The following is a 23442-nucleotide window of genomic DNA, read 5'->3' on the forward strand; positions in this document are numbered from 1 at the left end:
CTAAGTGAAGGAGGTTAAAACTTCATGGCAGCAAAAAAAGTGAGTCGTAAACGCCGTGTGAAAAAGAATATTGAAGCGGGTATTGCACATATTCACTCAACATTCAATAATACAATCGTAATGATCACTGATACTCATGGTAATGCATTAGCATGGTCATCAGCTGGTTCATTAGGTTTCAAAGGAAGCAAAAAATCTACTCCTTTTGCCGCTCAAATGGCAGCAGAAACAGCTACCAAAGCAGCAATGGAACACGGATTAAGAACTGTTGAAGTAACAGTTAAAGGACCTGGTTCTGGACGTGAAGCAGCAATTCGTTCATTACAAGCAGCAGGTTTGGAAGTGAGTGCGATCCGTGACGTGACTCCAGTCCCTCATAATGGATGCCGCCCTCCAAAACGCCGTCGTGTTTAATGAGTGCTGCTCATTTTGAGTGTAACAAATACGTCATTGAACAAGACACTTTTCGTTTTGAAAGGGGTAATAGATAAGAATGATTGAATTCGAAAAACCAAGAATCGCAAAGATTGATGAAGACAAAGATTATGGCAAGTTCATCGTGGAACCTCTTGAAAGAGGCTACGGAACTACACTAGGAAATTCCCTACGTCGTATTTTATTATCTTCTTTACCTGGTGCGGCAATCACCAATATTCAAATCGATGGAGTTTTACACGAATTCTCAACTGTTAAGGGTGTTCGGGAAGACGTTGCTCAAATCATCTTGAATATTAAAGGTCTTGCATTGAAAATGTACGGGGATGAAGAAAAGACCCTTGAAATTGATATTTCAGGACCTGCTACAGTAACTGCTGGCGATATCATCGTTGATAGTGATGTAGAAATCCTTAACAAAGATATGTATATCTGTACCGTTTCTGAAGGTGCTACGTTCCATGCTCGCTTAACAGTGAAACCTGGCCGCGGCTACGTTCAAGCGGACGAAAACAAAAAAGAAGACATGCCGATCGGCGTTCTTCCAGTCGATTCAATCTATACACCAGTACGTCGTGTCAACTACCAAGTAGAAAACACACGTGTCGGTCGTCGGGATGATTTCGACAAATTAACGATGGAAATATGGACTGATGGCTCAATCGAACCATTGGAAGCAATGAGTTTGTCTGCGAAGATCATGACTGAACATTTAGACATCTTTGTTAACCTAACGGATGAAGCGAAAAACGCTGAAATCATGGTTGAGAAAGAAGAAACACAAAAAGAAAAAATGTTGGAAATGACGATCGAAGAATTAGACTTATCTGTTCGTTCATACAACTGTCTAAAACGTGCAGGAATCAATACTGTACAAGAATTGACAAACAAATCTGAACCAGAAATGATCAAAGTAAGAAACTTAGGCCGTAAATCTCTTGAAGAGGTCAAAGTGAAATTACATGATTTAGGTTTAGGACTACGTAAAGACGATTAAACCGTTTTCGATTACGTTAGTTCGGTTCGTCTGACCGATACAACATTCGAAAGTGAAGGAGGGAAACCACGTGAGTTATCGTAAACTAGGACGCACATCTAGCCAACGTAAAGCGATGTTGCGTGATTTGACAACTGATTTATTCATTAACGAACGTATCGTTACGACTGAAGCTCGTGCGAAAGAAGTTCGTTCAACTGCAGAAAAAATGATCACTTTAGGTAAACGTGGTGATTTGCATGCACGTCGTCAAGCAGCAGCATTCGTTCGTAATGAAGTTGCAAGTGTACGTGAAGAAAACGAAGAAGTAGTTATTGAATCAGCATTACAAAAATTATTCAATGATATCGCTCCTCGTTACACAGATCGCCAAGGTGGATATACTCGTATCTTGAAAACAGAACCAAGACGCGGAGATGCTGCACCAATGGTTATCCTAGAACTTGTTTAAAATCACACTTATCATCACTTTATAGATGTTTACTAAGAGTGTTATGATGTTGGAAGAAACTTTCCGAGTCTAGCTCAGCGCCTACACCTCGATGTATTTCGAGGTGTACGCACTCATCATAAAGTGCTTTTTTTTTACTTTCGATTACCTGTCAAGACAGGTAATGGCAAGTGAAAAAAAGATCTGGAGACAAATCGTGCGTGAATCATTGAAAAACGTGCACTTTTTTGGTAGTGTTAGAAAGAATTAATCGCAAATGAAGGAGTCTATCATGAAGCCAATCATTGAATTGAATGCTATTACTGTGCGTTATAGCGAAGAAGAGCGTGCCGCGTTAAATAACGTATCCTTTTCCATCAACAAAGGGGAGTGGGTGGCGTTGATCGGCCATAACGGCTCTGGTAAATCAACTTTAGCAAAAACCATCAATGGCTTGATCTTGCCGCAAGAAGGCAGTGTTTCTGTCGGCGAATTGCCTTTGAATGAAGAAAATATCTGGAATATTCGAAAAATGGTCGGTATGGTCTTTCAAAACCCTGACAATCAATTCGTTGGTTCGACGGTGGAAGATGATGTGGCTTTCGGTTTAGAAAATCAAGGAATCCCGCGAGAAGAAATGCTGGTTCGTGTCAAAGACGCTCTGGAACAAGTACGGATGAGCGAGTTTGCGACCCGGGAACCCGCGCGTCTTTCTGGTGGTCAAAAACAGCGGGTAGCCATTGCTGGCGTCGTTGCATTGCGCCCAGATATCATCATTCTTGATGAAGCCACTAGTATGCTAGATCCAGAAGGTCGTGAAGAAGTGATCGCAACGATCAAAAAAATCAAAGAAAAAAACAATTTGACCGTGTTATCGATCACCCATGATATCGATGAAGCAGCCAACGCCAATCGGGTGCTGGTGATGCGTCAAGGAGAGCTCGTCCGCGAAGGGACACCCGCAGAGATTTTTTCTGCAGGTCCAGAACTGATTGAGCTAGGCTTAGATCTGCCATTTCCTGAAAAATTAAAGGCAGCGCTAAAGCAGCGGGGCGTCACGGTACCGCAAGCGTACTTAACTGAAGAAGGGATGGTGGATTGGCTATGGACATCCGTTTTGAACAAGTAGGATTCACCTACCAACCGCATTCTCCGTTTGAACAACGGGTTTTGTTCGATATTGATTTAGAGATCAAAGAAGGCTCTTATACCGCCTTAGTCGGTCATACAGGGAGCGGAAAATCTACGTTGTTGCAGCACTTGAATGCATTATTAAAACCAACGACTGGCACGGTCACGATCGGTGAGCGAGTCATCAAACCCGAGACAGACAACAAAAATCTAAAACCGTTACGTAAAAAAGTCGGGATCGTTTTTCAATTTCCTGAATCCCAATTATTTGAAGAAACCGTTGCGAGAGATATCGCTTTTGGACCGAAAAACTTTGGGGTCTCCGAAGAAGCAGCCAAAGGTTTAGCCCAAGAATACATTCAATTGGTAGGTTTAGATGAAAGTTTTCTGGAACGTTCACCATTTGACCTTTCAGGGGGCCAAATGCGCCGTGTAGCGATTGCTGGGGTCTTGGCTATGGAACCAGAAGTTTTGGTCTTAGACGAGCCGACAGCTGGCTTAGATCCACAAGGACGCAAAGAGATGATGGAAATGTTTGATCGCCTGCATCGGGAAAAGAACATGACGATCATTTTGGTGACCCACTTGATGGATGATGTGGCAAACTATGCTGATTATGTCTATGTGTTAGAAAAAGGCCGTCTCGTCAAAGCAGGCACGCCGTCTGTTGTGTTTCAAGACACTGCCTGGCTGCAAGAAAAGCAGTTGGGGGTACCGACAGCAACCGCATTTGCGGAGCAACTACAAGCCAGAGGATTGGCATTTGAGCAGTTGCCGCTAACAGCTGATGAGCTGGCGGATGTTTTAGTAGCAAAGGGGGGCGACTGCCCATGATGAATAAACTGATTTTCGGTCGTTTTATTCCCGGAGACTCCTTGATCCACCGTTTAGATCCACGAGTCAAATTGATTGCTAGTTTTTATTTTATCGCGATTATCTTTTTGGCGAATAATTGGCAAAGCTATTTATTAGCGGGTGCTTTTACGCTCTTTTGTATCTCCTTTTCAAAAATCGATTTTGGCTTCTTTATTCGAGGCGTGCGACCTTTGATTTGGCTGATTTTATTTACTGTGGCGTTACAGATTTTATTTACTACCGGCGGCGACGTCTACTGGTCTTGGTGGATCTTTAATATCACAGAATTTGGTGTCCAAAACGGGATTTTTATTTTTTGCCGTTTTGTTTTGATCATTTTCATGTCGACCTTGTTGACGTTAACGACGCCTCCATTAGAGCTTTCAGATGCGATCGAATACATTTTGCGTCCTTTAAAAGCGATCCGTTTCCCTGTCCATGAAATCTCACTGATGCTGTCGATCGCGTTGCGCTTTGTGCCAACCTTGATGGATGAAACAGAAAAAATTATGAATGCTCAGCGTGCCCGCGGGGTCGATTTCGGCGAAGGGGGACTGTTGCAGAAGATGAAGGCGATCGTTCCTTTATTGATTCCTTTATTTGTCAGCAGCTTTAACCGTGCGGAAGATCTAGCTACCGCTATGGAAGCCAGAGGCTATCAAGGCGGCGAAGGGCGTACGAAGTATCGTATTTTGCACTGGCATCAACGGGACACATTGGTTGTCATCGTTTTTGCGCTCTTTACAGTCGCGTTAGTGTTCTTACGAGGATAATCGAAGACCTATGATTGAAGTCAACCCGCGAAAGGTTCTTAACGAAGCAACGAGGCTGCTGGCGATCCCAGCGGCTGGTTCGAAAAGGCCTGTCGATCGATCAGACTTTTCTCATAGGCTTTTTTGTGAAAAAATAGAAAGAAACAGGTGATTCAATGGTCCGCTATAAAGCGACGATCGCTTATGATGGCACGAATTTTCAAGGATTTCAGCGTCAACCCAATGGACGAACGGTTCAAGAAGAGATTGAAAAGACATTAACGAAGATGAACAATGGGCAGCCGATTCAGATTCATGGTTCTGGCCGCACTGATGCGGGGGTCCATGCGCATGGGCAAGTGATCCACTTCGATTTCCCTCAAAAGCGCCCACTGGAAAAAATGCGCTTTGGTTTAGATACCCAAACGCCAGAAGATGTTGCGGTAAAATCGGTGGAGATCGTTGATGATACCTTCCATGCCCGCTACTTAGTCGTTGAAAAAACCTACCAGTTTCGAGTGGACATTGGGAAACCCCGCAGTCCTTTCCGCCGTCATTATGCCAGCTATTATCCGTATCCGCTAGATTTGGAAAAAATCCAACGAGCGTTGCCAGATTTTTTAGGCACCCATGACTTTACCAGTTTTTGCGCGACGGGCAGTTCCGTCGATGACAAAACACGGACGATCCATGAGGCGTCCATGGCGGTCAATGACGCTGCAGATGAGTTGATTTTCACCTTTCGCGGCGATGGATTTTTGTACAAGATGATCCGAATCATGGTGGGCACATTGTTGAAAATCGGCAATGGACGACTCGCACCTGACAGTATTCCTGCAATCATTGCGCAAAAAGACCGAAATGCGGCAGGACCCACAGCTCATCCAGAAGGATTGTATTTGGTTCACGTTGCCTATGAATAAGGAAAAACACAAGCTTCGCTGCTCTTGTCCAAAAAGAGAAAACGAAAGCTTGTGTTTTTATTTTTTTTCAGGCAAAACAGGGGTGGTTTCTTGCCAATTCTCAGTTCTTTCCGCAGCGGTTTTAGACGCAGCAGTGGGGGGGGTTTTTTCTAAGGTACTGGCAGCGACTAAAGCGGCGATGGCTACCAAAAATGCGAAAAGCAAGTAAAGCAGCCAGCTCCAAGCCACGTGATAGCGATTGCCGATGCCTAAAAAGACCATTTGTCCGACGGGCCCCCCTAGCATCACAATGGTGGAAAAGATCCCGCTGCTGATGGCGAGATGTTCTTCATCGATCTCACGAATCAGATGTGCCGAAAAGCGGGGATTGATTTTTCCAATCAGATAGCCTTCAGCAAAGAGCAGCACAATCATAAGCCAACGATTATGCAGGAAGAGAAAATTCAAGGTCAATAGACATAAAACGAAAGAGGTATACGCAATCAAGCGAACCAGACCAGTATTCTTGAACCAGTCGGCAGCAAACAAGGCGCCAGCGACCATGCCGATGGAAGTGGCGATGCCTGCCATCGCAACGGTGTTGCCATAAGTGGCAAACCAAAGCGCAAGGTCATCCAACAGCTGGAGATTTAGTAGACCGCTCGTGCTAGCAGCTAAGGTATTGATCAGTAAGGCAAAGAGGATCATCTTTTTAAGAAAAGCTGTACCAGTCAATAATTTAAAGGTTTCCGAGAAATTCTGAAAGAGTGGTGTTGGTGCTTGATTGATTTTCCCTGGCACCGCATAAAAGAGCGAGCGGTTCCAGAAGATCACGATGGCGGCTAAGAAAAACGTCACGGCATTGATCAAACCAAAAGCGGCAAAATTATTATTCAGTAAAATGATCCCCCAAGCACCGATCCCTTGAAAGACGATTTGAACGGTGGTTTGACACGCCATTTGAAAGCCCATGGCACTGTCTAAGGCGTCAGCAGGCACAAGACGGCGAACATAGGGCAGCTGCAACCCAGAACAATAAGCGCCCAAACAATCAGATACAATGTTGATGCCTAGCAAAAGGAAGAAAGACCATAAACTAGGCGGCAGTTGGATCAAAAAAGCGAGTGCCACAAAAAGGACCCCTTGTAATAGTCGACTGCTGATCATCCATTGCACTTTGTTTTTGGTACGATCGGCTAGATAGCCAGTCAGGATCCGTAAGAGATCAGGGACTAACAGTGCCATGGAGGCTAAGGAAACAGCAAGGGCATTAAAGGGTAATGTACTGGCATAAACTACAAAGACGATATTAAATAAACTCATGCCGATGCCGCTGAGTAAGGCGGCGTTGACTAAGGCACGATAGCCTTTGTTTTGTTGATATTCTTTCATCGAAATCATCCTTTCACGTTCTACGTTGTAAAATCAGTATAGGATGCTTTATACTAAGAGAAGAAAATAATCCACTATAGTGGAATTTAAATGTACCAGGAGCGTACCAGAGGTTACTGTCACGAGTGGCTAACAGCTAAAAGAGTGGCATGTAAATAGGGTACCGTAGATTTTGTTCCTCAACATTTTATAAGGTTGAATCTAAATTTGAATCTAAAATAGTAGCATTTAATGGCAGAGCTTCATTCGTAAAGCAAGTTTGGTTTGGCGTTTGCAGACTGATCGCTAGGAGGATGGTTATGGAAGAAGGAAAACTGTACCGACAATTGCGCAAAGAGCGCGGCTATACGATCGCTCAAGTGGCGGATGAACAAAACAGTCGCTCGTTTATCAGTAAATTTGAGCAAGGTGCTTCAAGTATCAGTATTCATCGATTGGAACGCTTATTAGAAAATATCCATGTCACGGTGGAGGAGTTTTATTATTTACGTGCGCAGCAAAAAGGCATAAAAAGTCACGACAACCTGATGAGCTTCCCCAGCTATATGACGAGCGAATTTATGGATTTACTGGATCGAATTTTAGGGATCAACAAAGAAGCTTTCTTGAGTAATGCCCACGCCCAGCGAAGCAAAGAAGGACTGGAGGAAATGCGCAGCGAACTGATCGCCGCTTCCAAACAGCATTCTTTTGTTTTTCTGTACCTTGAGATCACAAAGGAGATACATGAAATCAATCTCTCAGGTCCTAAACCCAATCACTCTTCTGGTGACTATATGGAAAAGCTGCGCACCAAAACTCGCCCCGTCATTTCCTACCTTACGAAAGTAGACAACTGGGGCGTTTATGAGATTTTACTGTTTCGGTATTTTCAATTCTTGTTTCCTGTCGAAACCTCCTATCACTTACTGCAGATCGCTATTTCCCGCACAAAAAAAGAACAAGGCTTGTCCTTGATGCGAGAAATTCAAATGGATTTGATTTTTAGTTGTTTTACGACGTTTGTCAATTTTCGCCGCCTGGAGTGGGCAAAAGAGGTGTTGACCATTGCAGAGGAATTATTGGCAGAGCGCGGAGACATGCTAAACAGCACGCATCTTCTTTGCTATCAAGGGTGGTACTGGTATATTTATGGCGATCAAGAAAAAGGACTGTTGAAAATCGACCAAGGGCTTTCGATCTTTCGCGTCTTGAAACAAACCAAAATGGTTAACTTATGGGAGCGATCGTTGCACTCCATCAAGAAAAATGCGGAAGAACCTAACAGTTATCTTATGTTTCGCTAAACGTTCTAAGGGCTAACGGGCTAGGCATTGCCCCCGCATCGAAGGGGATCTAGTCGGCAGTGGAGGCTAAGACCACTAGAGCGAACAACTGCGGAACGCCAGCACAAAAAAAGAACCAAACTCACCGATCATTGAGCGACACCCATAAGTCAGCGATTGCTCTAACTTATGGGGAGCGCCTCAAAAAGACGAGTTGGTTCTTTTTCGATTAGGTTTCTGGTGGTTGATCCATGAGTTGACGTTGGTCGTCTAAGACTTGCTTTTTGGCTACTTGTTTCTGGTAAAACCAAGCAAACAGGATAAACAATGCGATGCAGCCGAAGAACAAGCAAACACCGATAACAAAGCCTTGCGGCAAGAAGGACAGTTCCAAGTGATGGGTGCCACTTGGGATCGTCACACTGATAAAGCCGTCTTGAAAGGCGGTGATTGGAACTTCTTTGCCGTCAAGCGTAGCAGTCCAGCCCTTGTCATAAGGGATGGTCGTTACAAGCTGCTGCTCTTTTTCAGTCGTGATATCGGCTTTGGCACTGCGCTTGCCGACCGTCATAGCGACCCCTCGATCTTGGATCGCATCAATTGCTTGTTGGTAGGCGTTGGTATCCAAGGTCACGACTTGCGGGTTTTGGAAGGAGATTTCAGGCGTTCCGTAGAAGCTGACGGTGAATTGAACCGTCGTATCGGTCTCATAGTGCCCTAAGTCGTAGTATTGACCGTTGATACTGATTTGCGTTTCTCGCTGCTGACCGTTGACTGTCACGGTGGCAGATGAGCTTTCCAATTCCCCAAAGTTGGCAGGGAAAAGACTCAAGTATGCTTGCGAGTTCGCTGGAACCTCCACTTGCCAAGTCACTTCTTTTGCGACATTGCTTTCTTGCTCGGTAAATTTCATATACATGCCGTCATTGGTGATATCTGTATTTTTACTATGGATCACCTTGATTGGCTGAAAGGCAAAATACTCTAAATTTAAATCCGCCAAGCCATTGAAAAGATTTTTCTGGCTCGTCAAGTTGTCATTTTGCGGCTGATCAATCGATTCAATGGTTGGTTCAGCCAAGAAACCTAGCGGTAACGCATTTTGATTCTCATAAAGCTTGTATTCACCAGATTCCCCCACACGTTGAAAGCCGTATTTGGTGAGATTTGGCTTGGAGATATTGTATTTGATCCCTGTAAAAGCATCCATCAGCAAGGTATTATTCGGATAGCGGATATTTAAATTGGTGCCGCGGGACCGAAAGCCCAGCTTATCCAGGTAGCTTGAGGAATTGCGGTTACGGATCGAAGAAAACATGCTGACACCGCTGTAGCCATAATTGATACTGTCGTTGGAAGAAACAGGATCAAGGTTTTCTAATCGGAAAAAGGTATCATTGTCTTCGTTGGCTTGAGTGACTAGTTTTTTGATGTCCGGATAAGGTTCTGTATACAAACTGCGAGAAGCATAGTTCCAATCATTCAAAATTCCGCGAACCATACCGCTCGTATTGACGGCCATTTCTCCGCAGACGAAGATCAGCATCAAGATCGTCACTCGTTTTTGTGTTAAAAGACCTAATTGCCCGAACCCAATACATAACAAGTAAAGAACAAAGAATACGATCGTTAGAGCAAAAGAAGTAGCGGAAACATATTCATAGGTTCCAGGTCCTTTCAATGCGTAGGAGAGAGCAAACACCACGATCGTAGAAAGACCAATAATGAGAAACAATCCGCGATCTTTTTGCTGCAGCTGCTCCCACCCGTATCCCGCCAGCATGATCACTAAGAAGGAGAACAAATAGGCATAACGGAAAAGGAACATATTTGGGGCATGCATCCCGTGCCAAAAAAGATTCATCGGCACGATATAAAAACTGGCGATCAAAACAGCAAACATGCCAGCGTATAAGAATTTATCCTTCAAGCGGATTTTCTTCGAAACAAAATATAAAATACACAACAGCAGCGGCAATAAACCGATATAGATGAAGGGAATGGAGCCGTATTTTGTCGTATCGTAAATACCGATCATGTTTTTCATCACGAGGTCAAAGACATCGGTGGCTTCGGTTTTAAAGGAAGAAATCGTTGTTAATTCTTCCCCGTTTGAGCGCAAATCCAATAAGGCAGGTAAGATGATCACCATTGAGGCGCCGCCAGCTAACAAGGAGGTGATGCCGTAAGGAATGATCGCCCCCCGAGCTTGCTTCCAGTTGCGCCCCAACTGAACCAAGAAATACATTACGGAAAAGAGACCGATCATAAAGCCCATGTAAAAACTGGATAAAAATAACAGCAGATAACTGATAAATAACACGACTGGTTTTTTCTTTTTCACTAAACGGTCAATACCTAAAATCACTAGCGGTAGATAGATCATGGCATCAAGCCACATGATCAGTTCCGAATGGGCGGTGATGAAGGACATCAAGGCATAACAGACGGCTAAGGTCACATGCTGCCAACGTTGGATCTTAAAGGTTTGGCTGGCATAAAACCAAAACGCCAAGCCCGCACTGCCGATCTTGATCAAGGTCAAGAAGTACAACGCATCTGGCATCAGCTGATTTGGGAAAAACAAGACCAGAGGAGTGAAGATCCCACCTAAGTAATAGGAGATCAGTGCCAGATAATTCAAGCCTAAAGAGGCATTCCATGTATAAAAGATACTTTGCTTGCCTAAGAGCATATTGCGAAAGCTGGCATGAAAGTTTGAGAATTGCGAAAAGGCATCACTGGCTAAGACACTGCGGCTGCTGCCAGGGTAGATGCCGATGGTCAAATAGATCACTGCCATGATAAGAAACGGCAAGAAGAAACTAGCAAGCATATAAGGCCAATGTTGTTTGGCAAATGTTTTTATTTTCGTCACAAGAAGTCACCTGTTCTTTATCAATTTTTTCTTAGTTTACCACAGGTGAATCGATTAAAAAAACAAAGACCTGTTTTCTTTAATGAAAACCTAAGTGAAAGCGCACCAAAGAAAAAAGGGTACAAAAAAAGCCGTTCAAAACGAACGGCCGAAAAGGTCTAATTATACGCGCTCAACTTTTCCAGATTTCAAAGCACGAGTTGACACCCAAACTTTTTTAGGTTTTCCGTCAATCATAACGCGAACTTTTTGCAAGTTAGGTTTCACAGTACGTTTTGTCGCATTCATTGCGTGAGAACGATTGTTTCCACTTGTAGTTTTACGTCCAGTAAAGTAACAAACTTTAGCCATGTGGTTATTTCCTCCTTTGCCTTGATGTTGGAGCGCTATTTCAGCTCATACCATCTGAATTTATCACAGAAAGGTGAAAAAAGCAAGAGTAATTTTCAAGAAACATTGACTTTTCCCGGTAAACATTGTAAATTAAACAAGGTCGAAATGCAAGACGTTTGGTCAGAAAGCCCCTTTTCATATGTCTCATCCTTTTATTTGCGGTACAGCTATGATAAAATATGTAAGAAGAAAGATGGGTCATGTCCATTGAAGGAGGCTATAAAATGGCTGTAAAAATTCAAACCTCATCAGGTATTATTGAAATCAGCAATGAAGTCATTGCAACAGTGGTCGGAGGCGCAGCAACAGATGTGTTCGGCATTGTTGGTATGGCTAGCAAGAAACAAATCAAAGATAACATCAATGAAATTTTACGAAAAGAAAATTATTCTCGCGGTGTCGTTGTCCGCCAAGAAGAAAACGGCATTGCAGTGGATGTATACACGATCGTCAGCTATGGAACAAAGATTTCCGAAGTTTCCCGCAACGTGCAGGAAAAAGTGAAATACAACTTAGAAACGATGCTAGGTGTATCTGCGAACTCGGTAAATGTATTTGTTCAAGGCGTACGTGTACTGCCAGATTAGGCAAGGGATCCGTTCATGGCGGATGATTTTAAGGAGGACTATCTAAGTGAAGGTAACGAATATCAGCGCAAGTCAGTTTCAAGAAATGGTGCAGGCAGGCGCGGCTCGTCTACAAGTTAATGCAGAGTTTGTCAACTCATTGAATGTGTTTCCTGTTCCAGATGGAGACACTGGGACAAACATGAATCTATCCATGACCAGTGGAGCAAAAGCGGTCGCAGATGCGACTTCAGAAAACGTCGGCGATCTTGCCGCTACACTTTCAAAAGGACTATTGATGGGCGCACGTGGGAATTCTGGCGTCATTTTATCTCAATTATTCCGCGGTTTTTCTAAAGCTATCCCGACCGCAGAAACACTCACTGCACCAGAATTGGCTCAAGCCTTTACTCATGGAGTAGAAACCGCCTATAAAGCAGTCATGAAACCTGTGGAAGGAACCATCTTGACTGTGGCACGCATCGCAGCTGAATATGGCGAGAAAAAAGCACAAACTACCGATGATTGTATCGAAGTGATGAAAGCCGTGGTTCACGGTGCAAAACGTTCATTGGCGAAAACCCCAGATCTATTGCCCGTCTTAAAAGAAGTCGGCGTGGTAGATAGCGGCGGTCAAGGATTGTTGTTCATTTATGAAGGCTTCTTAAATGCGTTGACGGGTGAATACCCAGCCGATGAAATCTTCGAACCTTCCCCAGCGGCTATGGATGAAATGGTCAATGCCGAACATCATCGCAGCGTTCAAGGACACTTAGCGACAGAAGATATCACCTTTGGTTACTGTACAGAAATCATGGTGAAGATCGGTGAAGGTCCGACTGTAGATAGTGAATTTGATTATGAAACATTCCGTAATTACTTAAATGAGTTAGGGGATTCCTTATTAGTGGTCAACGACGATGAGATCATCAAAGTCCATGTCCATACGGAACATCCTGGCGAAGTCATGAATTATGGTCAAAAATTCGGCTCATTGGTGAAAATCAAAGTTGACAACATGCGTCTTCAGCATGAAACGATTTTGGAACACGACCAGCAAGGTGCAAAACCTGCACCAGTGAAACGTCCACGGACACCATTTGCGATCATCGCGATCGCGGCTGGCGAAGGCTTGAAAGAGTTGTTCACTAGCCTGGGTGCTTCATATGTCATCAGTGGCGGCCAAACGATGAACCCAAGTACGGAAGACATTTTGTTGGCGATCAATGAAGTTAATGCCGACCAAGTGATCGTTCTACCAAATAACAAAAACATCTTTATGGCTGCACAGCAAGCAGCGGAAGTTTCCGAAATTCCAGTAGCGGTTGTTGAAACACGGACGATCTCACAAGGGATGACAGCGATGCTGGCATTCCACGAGCAATCCACACTAGCTGAAAATCAGCAAGCTATGACCGATGTCTTAGCAAGTGTTGTCAGCGGATCAGTGACTCATGCGATCCGTAATACATCAATTGATGGCATCGAAATTACAGAAGGCGACTTCTTAGGAATGGTCGACGGCAAAATCGTTGTTTCTGTTCCGGATCGTTTCTCTGCTTCCATGACTACCTTAGAAAAAATGATCACAGAAGATACTGAGATCGTCACCATCATTATCGGTGAAGAAGGCAAAGCCAAAGAAGCAGCGAAAATTGAAGAAGCGATCGTTGAGCTGCATCCTGAGATCGAAGTAGAGATCCATCAAGGCGATCAGCCAGTTTATCCGTATCTTTTCTCAGCAGAATAAACAAATTAGGCGGCGGGGGCAAAAATCGTAGATGATTTTTGGCTCCGTCTTTTTCTATGAATGCAGGAATCTCTGCAATAAACAAAATTACTTTGGAAAAGGAGGGTACCTATGCTGAATCAGCCACTTACGGTATTAAAGGGTGTCGGAGAAAAACGCGCCCAAGACTTGGCGAGTTTAGGGATCGAAACCATTGAAGACCTGCTGAAGTATTATCCGTTTCGTTATGAAGACATTCAAGAACGGCAATTAGCGGAGATTCAAGACCAAGAAAAAGTAACGATCAAGGGGATCGTCGTTTCCCCGCCGGTCGTCAATCGCTTTGGCTATAAGAAAAGTCGGTTGCAATTTCGCATGATGCAAGACCACGATGTCTTTAATGTCTCCTTTTTCAATCAGCCTTATTTGAAGGATAAAGTAGAGGTCTCAGAAGAGATCGCCGTCTATGGCAAATGGGACGCCAAACGCAAAGGACTGACGGGAATGAAAATTCTCGGCAGCAAGAGCGCAGAAGACTTTGCCCCCATTTATCATGTCAATAAAGCCGTGCGTCAAAGTGTGTTGATCGAACTGATCAAACAGGCATTCCTTGATTTTGGTGATCAGATCACAGAGATCTTGCCTTTGTCATTGATTGAAAAATATCGCTTGTTGGATCGGAAATCCGCGATGTTTGCGATGCACTTTCCTAAAGATCCCCAAGAGAGTCATCAAGCGAAGCGTCGGGTGATTTTTGAAGAGTTCTTTTTGTTCCAAATGCAGATCCAAGGACTGAAGAAAAGCGAAAAAGCCGAGAAAAACGGCTTAGCGATCGATTATGATGTGCAACGCTTGAAAGAATTTACTCGTAAACTGCCCTTTGAATTGACGAATGCGCAAAAGCGCGTGACCAATGAAATCTGCCATGACCTGAAAAGTCCGCAGCACATGCAGCGACTCTTGCAAGGAGATGTAGGAAGCGGGAAAACAGTCGTGGCGGCGATCGCCCTTTATGCCACGATGACGGCTGGCTTTCAGGGCGCACTGATGGTGCCGACTGAGATTTTGGCCCAGCAGCACCTAGAAAGCTTGAATCAGCTCTTTGACCCCTTAGAAGTGACCACCGCTCTTTTGACAGGCTCGACCAAACCAAAAGAACGGCGAGTCATCTTAGAACAATTAGCAGCCGGGGAGATCGACATCATCGTTGGGACCCATGCGCTGATTCAAGAAGGCGTGGATTTTGCACATCTTGGCTTAGTCATCACCGATGAACAACACCGTTTTGGCGTCAATCAGCGAAAAGTCTTACGGGAAAAAGGCTATCTGCCTGATGTGCTCTTTATGACCGCCACACCGATCCCTCGTACGTTAGCGATCACGGCTTATGGCGAAATGGATGTTTCGGTGATCGATGAAATGCCAGCAGGACGGATTCCTGTAGAGACTCGCTGGGTCCGTCCGCCGCAGTTTGAATCGATCTTAGAGTGGGCGCAAAAAGAATTGGCACAAGGGCATCAGATGTATGTCATCTGTCCTTTGATCGAAGAATCCGAAATGCTGGATGTCAAGAATGCCACGGAGATTTATGAGCAGCTGCAAAGTTACTTTTCTCCTACTTATCAAGTGGGGATGCTGCATGGGAAAATGAAGAATCAAGAAAAAGACACTATTATGGAAGCATTCAAAGAAAATCAACTGCAGATCTTGGTTTCCACGACGGTCATCGAAGTAGGGGTCAATGTTCCCAATGCGACAGTGATGCTGATCATCGATGCTGATCGTTTCGGATTAGCCCAGCTCCACCAATTACGTGGACGGGTAGGGCGCGGCGCCGATGCTTCTTACTGTATATTGATCGCAAACCCGAAGAATGAAACAGGGGTCGAGCGAATGAAGATCATGACAGAAACCACCAACGGCTTTGTAGTCAGCGAAAAAGATTTGCAGTTGCGAGGACCAGGAGAAGTCTTCGGCAATCGACAATCGGGCTTGCCAGAGTTTGCGGCTGCCGATTTGGTCGCAGATGCCCATATTCTAGAAGTGGCACAAGTCGAAGCTGCCCAGCTTTGGCAAAAAAATGGCTGGCAGCTGTTGCCAGAATTTTCGGCATTGGCGAACTATTTAGCAGCAAAAAAAGCAGACAAACAATTTTTTGATTAAAGAATATGCTATACTGATTGGGAAAATGAAGGGAGTGGCAGCGAGATGCGGATTGCTGTTGATGCAATGGGCGGAGACAACGCCCCAAAAGCGATCGTAGAAGGAGTCATGCTGGCAAAAAAAGACTTTCCAGAGATTGAATTCCTCCTTTACGGAAAAGAAAATGAAATCAAAAAATACATGACGGATGATAAAAATGTCACCATTATCCACACGGATGAAAAAATCAATAGTGATGATGAACCTGTCAAAGCGATCAGACGAAAAAAAACCGCCTCAATGGTCTTGGCAGCACAAGCGGTCAAAAATGGTGAGGCAGATGCGATTTTTTCAGCTGGAAATACTGGGGCCTTATTAGCGGCTGGTTTGTTTATCGTCGGTCGGATCAAAGGGATCGACCGTCCCGGATTGATGTCCACGATGCCAGTGATCGGCAAAGATGCTGGCTTTGACATGCTGGATCTAGGTGCCAATGCCGACAATAAACCAGAACATTTGGCAAACTATGCCGTCTTAGGGTCCTTTTATGCCCAAAAAGTTCGCGGGATCAATCGACCACGGGTCGGCTTGTTAAATAACGGAACGGAAGAAACCAAAGGCAGTGAATTAACGAAAAAAGCCTTTGAACTGCTTTCGCAAGACCCGACGATCCACTTTATCGGCAATGTCGAGGCTCGGGAATTATTGGATGGTGCAGCTGACGTCGTCGTGACAGATGGCTTTACTGGAAATGCTGTTTTGAAATCGATCGAAGGAACCGCCTTGAATTTGATGGCGCTGTTGAAACAATCGATTCTCGATTCCGGTGCCAAAGGGAAATTAGGCGCATTATTATTAAAAGATGCGTTGCGGAAAGTGAAAAATGAAATGGATTATGCGAAACACGGCGGTGCCGTATTGTTTGGGTTGAAAGCCCCAGTCATCAAAACCCATGGTGCGACAGGACCAGAAGCGGTGGCGTACACCATCAAGCAGATCCATACGATGTTAGCGACAGATGTCGTGGCACAATTGGTCGCCCATTTTGAAGAAATGCCGACTGACAAAGACGAAACGCAATCATAATGCAATGATTGTAATGAAATTGCAAAAATATCTAGACAAAAAGCATAGAAAGCAGTACAATGTTTGTTAGCCATTCTATGTTTTGTGCAAACGCGTGGAGGTGAAGCCAGTTGACACGAGATGAAGTATTCAAGAAAGTTGCGGTCGTGATCGCCAATCATTTTGAAATTGACGCAGAGAACGTAACGGATACGATGAGCATTAAAGACGACTTGAACGCTGATTCGATCAGTGTGATGGAATTCGTCCTTGAACTAGAAGATGAATTTGGTACCGAGATTTCTGATGAAGATGCCGAGCAGATCGAAACAGTCGGTGGAGCGGTTGATTATATTTCAAGCCATCTTGCTTAAGACAGACATAAGAGCTAAGTCCTAGATGACTTAGCTCTTTCTTTCTCATAATTGATCCGCAGTGATTTTGAGCGGCTTTTCTTTGGTAGCGGAATCTAAAAAACGGTCGTTAAACCTGACATGACGGCGTTGAAAGCATAATGTAAATTTTCTGAAAATTCAGTGTATTAACTTTTCTGGGACTTGCATTATTGGTGGCATTTCTATATAATTATTAAGAATATATTATACAATGTTAAGAAAGCTTTTGGAAATGAAATGCATGTTCCTTCTTTTTTTACATTAAATTGCAAGACATCTTAGAAAGTAGAGAGGGGTATTCGATTGTCCAGAGATAATCAATTACTAGATGTTCAAAACCTTCACACAGGTTTTCGTATTAAAGACGATTACTATGACGCAGTAGATGGTATTTCTTTTACACTGGATCGCAATGAGATCTTAGCGATCGTAGGAGAATCTGGTTGCGGCAAGAGTACGTTAGCTACAACGATCATGGGGCTGCATGACCCAAACAACACGAAAATCACCGGAGAAATCTTATATAAAGATTTAAACTTGTCAAACTTAAACGAAACGCTGTACAACAAAATTCGCGGAAATGATATTGGGATGATTTTCCAAGATCCATTGTCTGCACTGAATCCTTTGATGCGGATCGAAGATCAAATCAAAGAAGGGTTATCTTACCATACGGATATGACCGCCGAACAGCGTCAAGCACGAGCATTAGAATTATTAGAACAAGTGGGGATTCCCAATCCACCGCGAGTAGGACGTCAATACCCTCATGAATTGTCAGGTGGGATGCGTCAGCGGGTCATCATTGCGATCGCGATTGCTTGTAAACCACCAATCATTATTGCCGATGAACCAACGACCGCGTTGGACGTGACGATCCAAGCACAGATCCTTGATCTACTAAAAGATTTGCAAGAAGAAACGCAAACGGGGATCATTTTGATCACCCACGATTTAGGTGTCGTAGCAGAGATGGCCGACCGAGTAGCCGTAATGTACGGGGGACAGTTTGTGGAAGTCGCAACAGCCGAAGAGTTGTTTGCCAATCCGAAACATCCATACACCCGCTCATTGCTTAACTCGATCCCTCAAGAAAATTCACAAGACAGTGAACTGCACGTGATCGAAGGCGTAGTTCCTTCATTGAAAAATATGCCACGGACGGGTTGTCGGTTTGCCGCACGGATTCCTTGGATTCCTGAAAGCGACCACGAAGCAAACCCAGTCTTGCATGAAGTAGCACCTGATCATTTGGTCCGTTGCACATGCTACAAGCATTTTCATTTTAGAGACGAAGAAGGAGAAGTGTAGATGACAGAATTAATTACAATTAAAGATCTGAAAGTCCACTATCCTATTCGCAGCGGATTTTTCAACCGCGTCACGGACCATGTGTATGCCGTTGACGGTGTGGACTTCATCATAGAAAAAGGAAAAACCTACGGATTGGTTGGTGAGTCTGGTTCTGGTAAATCCACGACGGGGAAAGCCATCGTTGGGTTAGAAAAAATCACCAGTGGCGAAATCATTTATGACGGGCAAGACGTGACCAAACGTTCCGTCCGCAAAAAAATGAACTACAACAAAGATGTCCAAATGATTTTCCAAGATTCAATGTCCAGCTTGAATCCTAAAAAACGCGTGGTCGACATTATCGCCGAACCATTACGCAACTTTGAACGCTTAAGCGATCAAGAAGAGAAAAAACGAGTGAAAAGCCTTCTGGATATCGTTGGGATGCCAGAAGATGCCCTATACAAATATCCTCACGAGTTCTCTGGTGGCCAACGTCAGCGGTTAGGGGTTGCCCGCGCGGTAGCATCCAATCCAAAACTGATCGTCGCCGATGAGCCGGTTTCAGCCCTTGACTTATCCGTTCAAGCGCAGGTACTGAACTTTATGAAACGGATCCAGCAAGAATTTGGCTTAAGTTTCTTATTTATCTCTCATGACTTAGGGGTCGTAAAACACATGTGTGACAATATCGCCATCATGTACAAAGGCCGCTTCGTTGAGATCGGGACACGGGAAGACATCTATCAAGACCCGCGTCACATCTATACAAAACGTTTATTATCAGCGATTCCTCAAATCGACGTAAAAAATCGCGATGCTCACAAAGAAAACCGCCGCAAGGTCGAGTTGGAATATGTGACCCATCAAAAAGATTACTACGACGAAACTGGCAGAGTGTATGACTTGCGTAAAATCACCGAGTCGCACCAAGTCGCATTGAAAAACGGGGGTGCTGAATAATGTGGAAAACAATTCTACGTCGTTTGTTGTTGATGATCCCGCAAGTCATTATTTTGAGTATCTTGATTTTCTTGATCGCACAAGCAATGCCTGGGGATCCATTTACCGGTTTGATCAATCCAAACCAAGATCCAGCTGTTATTGAGCGGATGCGTGAAGCCGCTGGTTTGAATGACCCATGGTATACCCAGTATTTCCGTTGGATCGGAAATGCCTTAAAAGGGGACTTTGGTCAAAGTTTCATCTTTAAATTACCTGTTTCAACGTTATTAGCAGGACGTATCAGCAATACATTGTGGTTATCTTTATTGACGGTCATTTTGACTTACGTGATTGCCATTCCTTTAGGGATGTGGGCAGGACGTTACCAAAATTCATTGCTTGATAAAGTCGTCGTTGTTTACAACTTCTTCAGTTTCGCCGTACCGTTGTTTATCTTTGCGTTGATCGCATTGTTCATCTTCGGTTACCGATTGGCTTGGTTCCCAACGGGTGGTTCCGTTGCACCGGGGGTCAGCGGCATGGCTGAGTTTTGGAGTCGCTTGTATCACCTACTATTACCGGCGATCACTTCTGCATTATTAGGAACAGCAGTGACGATCCAATACTTGCGAAGTGAAGTCATTGATTCGAAATCATTGGATTTCGTTCGTACCGCTCGTTCAAAAGGGGTACCAACGAATAAAGTCTTCTCACGTCACGTTTTCCGTAATGCGTCGTTGCCGATCGCATCACAAATGGGCTACGAGATCACTTCATTGATCGCAGGTTCTGTGGTCATTGAGAAAATCTTCGCTTACCCAGGTGTCGGAAAACTGTTTATCGATAGTATCGTCCAACGGGACTATGCCGTGATCACTTCACTGACATTGATCTTAGGACTAGCGACCTTGATCGGTACGCTGCTATCAGATATCATCATGAGTATTGTCGATCCAAGAATCAGAATCCAGTAATAGGAGGGGATAAATGTGTCTGAAAAGAAAGAAAAAGTACTAAAACAAGAGAGCATCCCGCCTATGGGATTAAAAATGATTTTTCGCGAATTCTTAAAAGATAAAATGGCTATCTTTTCATTAGTGTTGTTAGTCGCAGTTTTATTGTTCGTGTTTATCGGCTCAGCAGTTATCGACCAATCACAAGTGATGCGTGTCAGCATCCTTGATAAATACGCTGTACCCGGCGCGATTTCGCCAAACGGCGGCACCTACCTTTTAGGGGCGGATGAAGGTGGCCGTGATGTTTGGGGACAATTGATCATCGGTGCGCGTAACTCAATCTTGATTGGTTTTTCAATCACGATCATTACGTCGATCGTTGGGGTCGGACTAGGGATCATCTCAGGTTACTATGGTGGCATCATTGATAACATTTTGATGCGTATCGTTGACTTCGTTATGATTTTGCCGATCATGTTGATCATTATCGTTATCGTATCGATCGTACCTCGTTATAACGTTTGGACCTTTATATGGGTCATGAGTGCCTTTTACTGGGTCGGAAAAGCAAGGCTCTTCCGAAGTAAGACCCTTTCAGAAGGCCGTCGCGACTATGTTAGTGCATCGAAAACCCTCGGAACCAATGACTTCGTCATCATGTTCCGCGAAATCATGCCGAACCTTAGCTCATTGATCATCACCAACTTAACAATGAACTTTGCAGCGAATATCGGTATTGAAACGACACTAACATTCTTAGGTTTTGGTCTGCCGACCAATGTTCCAAGTTTGGGAACACTGATCGGATATGCCAGCAGCGGTGATGTGCTGGTCAACAGACAGTGGATCTGGTTACCCGCATCAATTCTAATTTTAGTCTTGATGTTGAGTATCAATTACGTTGGTCAAGCATTTAAGCGTTCAGCGGATGCGCGTCAACGACTAGGATAAACAAGGAGGATACAGGATGAAGAAAAATATTTTTGGTATGGTCACTCTTTTGTCAGTGTTAGCATTGGCAGCTTGTGGCAGCAACGGCGGCGGAACCGATTCTTCTGGTGGCGGCAGCAATGCAGCAAACGATACGGAAGATGTAAGCAACTTCCCAATCGAAGTTAGCAATGATGCAGAGGCAATCGAAGGTGGTACTTTGGATGTTGCAGTAGTGATGGATACGCAATTCCAAGGGTTGTTCCAAACAGAATTTTATCAAGATAACTATGATGCACAATTTATGTTGCCAAGTAATGAAAGTTTATTCGTCAATGACGCTGATTTCAAAATTGTTGACGGCGGGGCTGCAAACCTTGAGCTAGATGAAGACAACAACGCAGCAACAATTACTTTACGCGAAAACCTGAAATGGTCTGATGGCGAAGATGTTACGGCAGATGATATCATCTTCACTTACGAAGTAATTGGTAACAAAGATTATACTGGTATTCGTTATGATAGTAACTTTACTAACATTGTTGGTATGGAAGATTACCATGATGGCAAAGCTGATACTATTTCTGGTATCACCAAAGAAAGTGACAAAGTCGTTAAAATTCAATACAAAGAAGTTCACCCTGGTATGATGCAAGCAGGTGGTGGTATTTGGGCTTCAGCATTACCAAAACACGCCTTTGAAGGAATCGAAGTCAAAGATATGGAATCAAGCGATCAAGTTCGTAAAAATCCAATCGTCTTCGGACCTTATGTAATGTCAAATATCGTAGCTGGTGAATCCGTAGAGTACGTTCCAAACGAATACTATTATGGAGATAAGCCAAAACTAGATAAATTATCATTTAAAGCAGTTCCAACTTCATCTATTGTTGAAGCGATGAACGCAAAACAATATGATATGGCTTTATCAATGCCGACAGATACGTATCCTACTTATAAAGATACTGACGGTTATCAAATCTTAGGCCGAACAGATACTGCTTACACTTATTTAGGTTTCAAATTAGGTAAATGGAATGCCGATGAAGGAAAAGTTGAATACAATCCTGATTCAAAAATGGCTGACAAGTCATTGCGTCAAGCAATGGGTTATGCATTAGATAATGATGCTGTCGGAAGCCGTTTCTACAATGGCTTGCGTACAAATGCAACGACATTGATCCCACCAGTATTTGGCTCATTACACAATACAGATGTTGAAGGTTATACTTTAAACATCGACAAAGCAAATCAATTACTTGATGATGCTGGCTACAAAGATGTCGATGGCGACGGTATGCGTGAAGACAAAAATGGTGAGAAATTAACCATTAACTTTGCTTCAATGTCAGGTGGCGAAACAGCACAACCATTAGCAGATTACTACATCCAACAATGGAATGAAATCGGACTTGATGTACAATACACAACAGGTCGCTTGATCGACTTCCAAGCATTCTATGACAAATTGGAAAATGATGATCCTGAGATTGATGTTTACCAAGGTGCATGGAATACTGGTTATGACCCATCACCAATGGGCTTGTATGGACCTAACTCTGCGTTCAACTACACTCGTTTTGAATCAGAAGAAAATACGAAATTGCTAGAAGCAATCGATTCAAAAGATTCGTTTGACGAAGCAAAACGTAAAGAAGCATTTGATGCATGGCAAGAATATGCTGCTGATGAAGCGTTTGTTATCCCAACACTTTACCGTAGTGCGGTGTTACCTGTATCAAATCGCGTCAAAGACTTCACATGGGCTTATGATGTGAATTACAATCCTTGGGCAACAATTTCAGTTACAGCTGAATCTCGTTAATCAATGATCGATGAAAAGACGTCCTTTCCAGGACGTCTTTTTTTTCTGTTTTTTTGCGGGTATCTGAGGAAAACAGGCTTTTTTATACAGGAGAAGATTAAGTAAATAAAATTTTATTACAGTCTTTCCAAGAATTTGGAGGAAACATTTCATAATTCGGCAAAAA

General features: G+C 43.8%; 21 protein-coding genes. 18 read left to right on the top strand and 3 right to left on the bottom strand.

The window, feature by feature from the left end; genetic code table 11:
- Positions 1-24: 24 nt before the first annotated feature.
- From rpsK to truA, 7 genes are all read left to right on the top strand, one after another.
- The gene (gene rpsK, locus IGI96_RS09025) at positions 25-414 is read left to right on the top strand and encodes a 30S ribosomal protein S11 (protein WP_005227104.1); all 390 of its coding nucleotides are present in this window, start codon (positions 25-27) and stop codon (positions 412-414) included.
- Positions 415-493: 79 nt separating this feature from the next.
- Positions 494-1432, top strand: coding sequence for a DNA-directed RNA polymerase subunit alpha (locus IGI96_RS09030; RefSeq protein ID WP_008376367.1), 939 nt, complete (start codon positions 494-496; stop codon positions 1430-1432).
- A 70-nt stretch (positions 1433-1502) separates the two neighbouring features.
- Positions 1503-1883, top strand: a complete 381-nt coding sequence (rplQ, locus tag IGI96_RS09035) for a 50S ribosomal protein L17 (RefSeq protein WP_003128038.1) — start codon at positions 1503-1505, stop codon at positions 1881-1883.
- Between the two features lie 271 nt (positions 1884-2154).
- Positions 2155-2991: an energy-coupling factor ABC transporter ATP-binding protein gene (locus IGI96_RS09040; protein WP_005227109.1), complete on the top strand. Its 837-nt coding sequence runs from the start codon at positions 2155-2157 to the stop codon at positions 2989-2991.
- The gene (locus IGI96_RS09045; RefSeq protein ID WP_086338946.1) at positions 2967-3827 is read left to right on the top strand and encodes an energy-coupling factor ABC transporter ATP-binding protein; all 861 of its coding nucleotides are present in this window, start codon (positions 2967-2969) and stop codon (positions 3825-3827) included. Before IGI96_RS09040 ends, IGI96_RS09045 begins: the two co-directional genes overlap by 25 nt.
- Complete coding sequence (locus IGI96_RS09050) at positions 3824-4621, top strand: energy-coupling factor transporter transmembrane component T family protein (protein ID WP_005227113.1); 798 nt, start codon at positions 3824-3826, stop codon at positions 4619-4621. Before IGI96_RS09045 ends, IGI96_RS09050 begins: the two co-directional genes overlap by 4 nt.
- A 155-nt stretch (positions 4622-4776) precedes the next feature.
- On the top strand, positions 4777-5523 hold the full coding sequence (truA, locus tag IGI96_RS09055) for a tRNA pseudouridine(38-40) synthase TruA (RefSeq protein WP_086338947.1): 747 nt from the start codon (positions 4777-4779) through the stop codon (positions 5521-5523).
- 57 nt (positions 5524-5580) lie between these two features.
- Here truA and IGI96_RS09060 read toward each other — a convergent pair whose 3' ends face one another.
- A complete protein-coding gene (locus tag IGI96_RS09060) occupies positions 5581-6894 on the bottom strand; it encodes an MFS transporter (protein ID WP_005227117.1) in 1314 nt (437 codons plus the stop codon).
- Between the two features lie 299 nt (positions 6895-7193).
- Here IGI96_RS09060 and IGI96_RS09065 point away from each other — a divergent pair, with 299 nt between their 5' ends.
- On the top strand, positions 7194-8180 hold the full coding sequence (locus tag IGI96_RS09065) for an Rgg/GadR/MutR family transcriptional regulator (protein WP_086338948.1): 987 nt from the start codon (positions 7194-7196) through the stop codon (positions 8178-8180).
- Between the two features lie 208 nt (positions 8181-8388).
- Here IGI96_RS09065 and IGI96_RS09070 read toward each other — a convergent pair whose 3' ends face one another.
- Both IGI96_RS09070 and rpmB read right to left on the bottom strand, forming a co-directional pair.
- Entirely contained in the window at positions 8389-11037 is a 2649-nt protein-coding gene (locus IGI96_RS09070) for a YfhO family protein (RefSeq protein ID WP_438785051.1), read from the bottom strand.
- Between the two features lie 162 nt (positions 11038-11199).
- Entirely contained in the window at positions 11200-11388 is a 189-nt protein-coding gene (gene rpmB, locus IGI96_RS09075; RefSeq protein WP_003128045.1) for a 50S ribosomal protein L28, read from the bottom strand.
- Between the two features lie 266 nt (positions 11389-11654).
- Here rpmB and IGI96_RS09080 point away from each other — a divergent pair, with 266 nt between their 5' ends.
- The 10 genes from IGI96_RS09080 (at position 11655) to IGI96_RS09125 (ending at position 23276) form a co-directional block, all read left to right on the top strand.
- A complete protein-coding gene (locus tag IGI96_RS09080; protein WP_005227125.1) occupies positions 11655-12017 on the top strand; it encodes an Asp23/Gls24 family envelope stress response protein in 363 nt (120 codons plus the stop codon).
- A 46-nt stretch (positions 12018-12063) separates the two neighbouring features.
- Complete coding sequence (locus IGI96_RS09085) at positions 12064-13746, top strand: DAK2 domain-containing protein (RefSeq protein WP_005227126.1); 1683 nt, start codon at positions 12064-12066, stop codon at positions 13744-13746.
- Between the two features lie 111 nt (positions 13747-13857).
- The gene (gene recG / locus IGI96_RS09090; RefSeq protein ID WP_086338950.1) at positions 13858-15888 is read left to right on the top strand and encodes an ATP-dependent DNA helicase RecG; all 2031 of its coding nucleotides are present in this window, start codon (positions 13858-13860) and stop codon (positions 15886-15888) included.
- Between the two features lie 45 nt (positions 15889-15933).
- Complete coding sequence (gene plsX / locus IGI96_RS09095) at positions 15934-16953, top strand: phosphate acyltransferase PlsX (RefSeq protein WP_016609182.1); 1020 nt, start codon at positions 15934-15936, stop codon at positions 16951-16953.
- A 110-nt stretch (positions 16954-17063) separates the two neighbouring features.
- Positions 17064-17306, top strand: a complete 243-nt coding sequence (gene acpP / locus IGI96_RS09100; RefSeq protein ID WP_005227129.1) for an acyl carrier protein — start codon at positions 17064-17066, stop codon at positions 17304-17306.
- A 324-nt stretch (positions 17307-17630) separates the two neighbouring features.
- Positions 17631-18638 (top strand): ABC transporter ATP-binding protein, encoded by a 1008-nt coding sequence (locus IGI96_RS09105; protein ID WP_005227130.1) that lies wholly within the window; start codon positions 17631-17633, stop codon positions 18636-18638.
- Positions 18639-19583 (top strand): ABC transporter ATP-binding protein, encoded by a 945-nt coding sequence (locus tag IGI96_RS09110; protein ID WP_005227131.1) that lies wholly within the window; start codon positions 18639-18641, stop codon positions 19581-19583.
- Positions 19583-20539: an oligopeptide ABC transporter permease gene (gene opp4B, locus IGI96_RS09115; RefSeq protein ID WP_005227132.1), complete on the top strand. Its 957-nt coding sequence runs from the start codon at positions 19583-19585 to the stop codon at positions 20537-20539. Before IGI96_RS09110 ends, opp4B begins: the two co-directional genes overlap by 1 nt.
- A 63-nt stretch (positions 20540-20602) precedes the next feature.
- Positions 20603-21472: an ABC transporter permease gene (locus tag IGI96_RS09120; RefSeq protein WP_153883525.1), complete on the top strand. Its 870-nt coding sequence runs from the start codon at positions 20603-20605 to the stop codon at positions 21470-21472.
- 16 nt (positions 21473-21488) lie between these two features.
- Complete coding sequence (locus IGI96_RS09125) at positions 21489-23276, top strand: oligopeptide ABC transporter substrate-binding protein (protein WP_086338951.1); 1788 nt, start codon at positions 21489-21491, stop codon at positions 23274-23276.
- Positions 23277-23442 lie beyond the last annotated feature (166 nt).

It is taken from the genome of Enterococcus sp. DIV0421 (genome assembly GCF_051713745.1).
GTDB classification, from domain to species: Bacteria; Bacillota; Bacilli; order Lactobacillales; family Enterococcaceae; genus Enterococcus_D; species Enterococcus_D casseliflavus.

What these genes read in the sequence shown, in the direction of transcription:
- truA (WP_086338947.1), top strand. Translation starts at nt 4,777, where the DNA reads ATGGTCCGCTATAAAGCGACGATCGCTTATGATGGCACGAATTTTCAA.
- IGI96_RS09110 (WP_005227131.1), top strand. Translation starts at nt 18,639, where the DNA reads ATGACAGAATTAATTACAATTAAAGATCTGAAAGTCCACTATCCTATT.
- IGI96_RS09045 (WP_086338946.1), top strand. Translation starts at nt 2,967, where the DNA reads ATGGACATCCGTTTTGAACAAGTAGGATTCACCTACCAACCGCATTCT.
- IGI96_RS09120 (WP_153883525.1), top strand. Translation starts at nt 20,603, where the DNA reads ATGGGATTAAAAATGATTTTTCGCGAATTCTTAAAAGATAAAATGGCT.
- IGI96_RS09040 (WP_005227109.1), top strand. Translation starts at nt 2,155, where the DNA reads ATGAAGCCAATCATTGAATTGAATGCTATTACTGTGCGTTATAGCGAA.
- plsX (WP_016609182.1), top strand. Translation starts at nt 15,934, where the DNA reads ATGCGGATTGCTGTTGATGCAATGGGCGGAGACAACGCCCCAAAAGCG.
- IGI96_RS09080 (WP_005227125.1), top strand. Translation starts at nt 11,655, where the DNA reads ATGGCTGTAAAAATTCAAACCTCATCAGGTATTATTGAAATCAGCAAT.
- IGI96_RS09125 (WP_086338951.1), top strand. Translation starts at nt 21,489, where the DNA reads ATGAAGAAAAATATTTTTGGTATGGTCACTCTTTTGTCAGTGTTAGCA.
- rpsK (WP_005227104.1), top strand. Translation starts at nt 25, where the DNA reads ATGGCAGCAAAAAAAGTGAGTCGTAAACGCCGTGTGAAAAAGAATATT.
- IGI96_RS09060 (WP_005227117.1), bottom strand. Translation starts at nt 6,894, where the DNA reads ATGAAAGAATATCAACAAAACAAAGGCTATCGTGCCTTAGTCAACGCC.
- opp4B (WP_005227132.1), top strand. Translation starts at nt 19,583, where the DNA reads ATGTGGAAAACAATTCTACGTCGTTTGTTGTTGATGATCCCGCAAGTC.
- IGI96_RS09050 (WP_005227113.1), top strand. Translation starts at nt 3,824, where the DNA reads ATGATGAATAAACTGATTTTCGGTCGTTTTATTCCCGGAGACTCCTTG.
- IGI96_RS09030 (WP_008376367.1), top strand. Translation starts at nt 494, where the DNA reads ATGATTGAATTCGAAAAACCAAGAATCGCAAAGATTGATGAAGACAAA.
- IGI96_RS09065 (WP_086338948.1), top strand. Translation starts at nt 7,194, where the DNA reads ATGGAAGAAGGAAAACTGTACCGACAATTGCGCAAAGAGCGCGGCTAT.
- rpmB (WP_003128045.1), bottom strand. Translation starts at nt 11,388, where the DNA reads ATGGCTAAAGTTTGTTACTTTACTGGACGTAAAACTACAAGTGGAAAC.
- recG (WP_086338950.1), top strand. Translation starts at nt 13,858, where the DNA reads ATGCTGAATCAGCCACTTACGGTATTAAAGGGTGTCGGAGAAAAACGC.